This window comes from Streptomyces sp. NPDC092370 (genome assembly GCF_044755265.1).
Lineage (GTDB): Bacteria > Actinomycetota > Actinomycetes > Streptomycetales > Streptomycetaceae > Streptomyces.
The window spans coordinates 135853-137741 of record NZ_JBIVQO010000017.1 but is presented as its reverse complement, the minus strand read 5'-3'; the positions used below and the strand labels follow the sequence as shown (position 1 = coordinate 137741).

Genomic DNA, 1889 nt, shown 5'->3' with positions numbered 1-1889 from the left:
CCCCGGGGCGGGGGCCGGGGGGCCGGCCGCCGCGGCGGGGGGGGCGGGGGGGGGGCCCCCCCCCCCCGCCGCGGGGGGGGGGGGGGGGGGGGGGGGGGGGGGGGGGGGCCCGCCCCCCACCACCCGGTGGCGGCCTGCGGGTGCGCTCAGCGGCGGTCCGCGTCCAGCGGTTCCAGGTCCTCGTCCTCGTCCAGGTCGCCGACGAGCTCGTCCTCGAGGTCTTCCCCTTCCTCGTCATCGTCGTCGTCGATCTCGTCGTCGAAGACGGCACTGACGTCGAAGCGGCAGACCACCTGCTGCGCGTCGACCTGCTCGAACGGTGCCTCCAGCCACTCGCCGGGTTCGGCCGGCTCGTCCGCCGCCGTCACCCAGAGCGTGGAGTCGCCCTCCTCCAGCCCGAACTCCTTGTGCCGGGAGGCGATCTCGTCGGGTTCGAACTCGCCGAACAGCAGCCCGAGAGCGCCGTGCACCGTCCCGGAGGCCGGGGTGCCGTCATCGCCCTCCGCTGATTCGATCCGCTGTGCCTGCGCCAGCAGCCGCTGAGGTTCGGCGACGGCGTAGTCACGACGGATCAGCACGCTCAGCGCGTTCGGTTCCTCGGGACCGGTGTACGGGGGCAGCGCGTCCTCCGCCCCGGGGATCTCGAAGGGCGTGACCTCGTCGTAGCGGTCGTAGAGCAGTTCGTCGTACACCTCTGCGGCCGCGGCCAGCTGGTTGAAGGCCTCGTAGACCGCCGGGTCGTCCTCTCCCGACCGGCGTTCGACCGCGGCCAGGTGGCGGTCGAGCGCGGTCTTGACCGCCTCGGCGGCGGCGCGTACCTCGGCAGCGGTGGGCTGCGCAGCATCAGACATAGTGCAGACGCTATCCGTACCTGGCCCCAGCCCGCACAATAGATGCGATGCCGGAATACGAATTTGTCGACGTGTACGTCCCTCGCGGGGTCTCCCGCAAGGAAACGGCACGTCTGCTGACCGACCACGCGGAGTACGGAAACTGGGAGTTGTACCGTCTGAGCCTGCTGCGCGACGGCAGCCGCAGGGTGCGGTTGCGTCGGAGGATCATCCGCCAGGTGCGGGCCACGTGGTGAGCTGAGACGGGCACGGGGAGGAACACATGACGGAGTGGGCCCCGCCTCGGCGGGGCCCACTCCGTTTTGCCGGGGGCGTGTCAGGCCGCGGCGCGCGCCTTGCGGTAGAGGATCGTGCCCGCCAGCAGCGCGCCCGCGCCGACCGGGAGGGCGAGGCCGAGCGGCAGATCGCTGCCGGTGCTGGCGAGCTGGGCGTGGCTCTTCGGCTGCGTCACGAACTGGCCGCCCGGCTGGTTTCCGTCCGGGGAACCGTCAGGGGTCCCGACGCCGGTGGCGGGCGGAGTGCCCGGGGTACCGGGGTCACGAGGAGTACCCGGGTCGCCCGGGTTACCCGGGTCAACCGGGTTGCCGGGGTCAACCGGGTTGCCGGGGTCGCCCGGGTTGCCGGGGTCGCCGGGGTCGCCCGGGTTGCCGGGGTCACCAGGAGTACCGGGGTCACCCGGGTTGCCGGGGTCACCAGGAGTACCGGGGTCACCCGGGTTCCCCGGCTGGTCCGGGGTCTCGTTGTCGCCGCCACCGTTCGAGCAGTCGTTGCCCGTGCTGGGGTTGCCGACACCGATGACGTCGACACTGTTGCCGCAGACGTTCAGCGGCACGTGGACCGGCGCCTGGACGTGGTTGCCCGAGCCGACGCCGGGCGAGTCGGTGGCGTGACCCTCCGACGACGATCCACCGCCGTTGTCGGCGCACGAATTGCCGACCGACGGGTTGAGCACACCGATGACGTCGACACTGTTACCGCACACGTTCACCGGCACGTGCACCGGCGCCTGGACGAGGTTGCCCGAACCGACGCCGGGCG

Annotated in this window: 3 protein-coding genes; 1 reads left to right on the top strand and 2 read right to left on the bottom strand. The window is 72.7% G+C overall.

The window, feature by feature from the left end; genetic code table 11:
- Window positions 1-146: 146 nt before the first annotated feature.
- Complete coding sequence (locus ACIQHQ_RS35045; protein ID WP_402620091.1) at window positions 147-851, bottom strand: hypothetical protein; 705 nt, start codon at window positions 849-851, stop codon at window positions 147-149.
- Window positions 852-898: 47 nt separating this feature from the next.
- On the opposite strand from ACIQHQ_RS35045, the gene ACIQHQ_RS35040 reads away from it, so the two are divergent.
- Window positions 899-1087 (top strand): DUF5703 family protein, encoded by a 189-nt coding sequence (locus ACIQHQ_RS35040; protein ID WP_037670480.1) that lies wholly within the window; start codon window positions 899-901, stop codon window positions 1085-1087.
- 80 nt (window positions 1088-1167) lie between these two features.
- Here ACIQHQ_RS35040 and ACIQHQ_RS35035 read toward each other — a convergent pair.
- Window positions 1168-1889 (bottom strand): chaplin family protein (locus ACIQHQ_RS35035; protein WP_402620087.1); only part of this gene is annotated, 722 nt, incomplete at its 5' end.

Bases quoted from the DNA above. Each gene is read 5' to 3' on its own strand.
- ACIQHQ_RS35040 (WP_037670480.1), top strand. From the start codon at position 899: ATGCCGGAATACGAATTTGTCGACGTGTACGTCCCTCGCGGGGTCTCC.
- ACIQHQ_RS35045 (WP_402620091.1), bottom strand. From the start codon at position 851: ATGTCTGATGCTGCGCAGCCCACCGCTGCCGAGGTACGCGCCGCCGCC.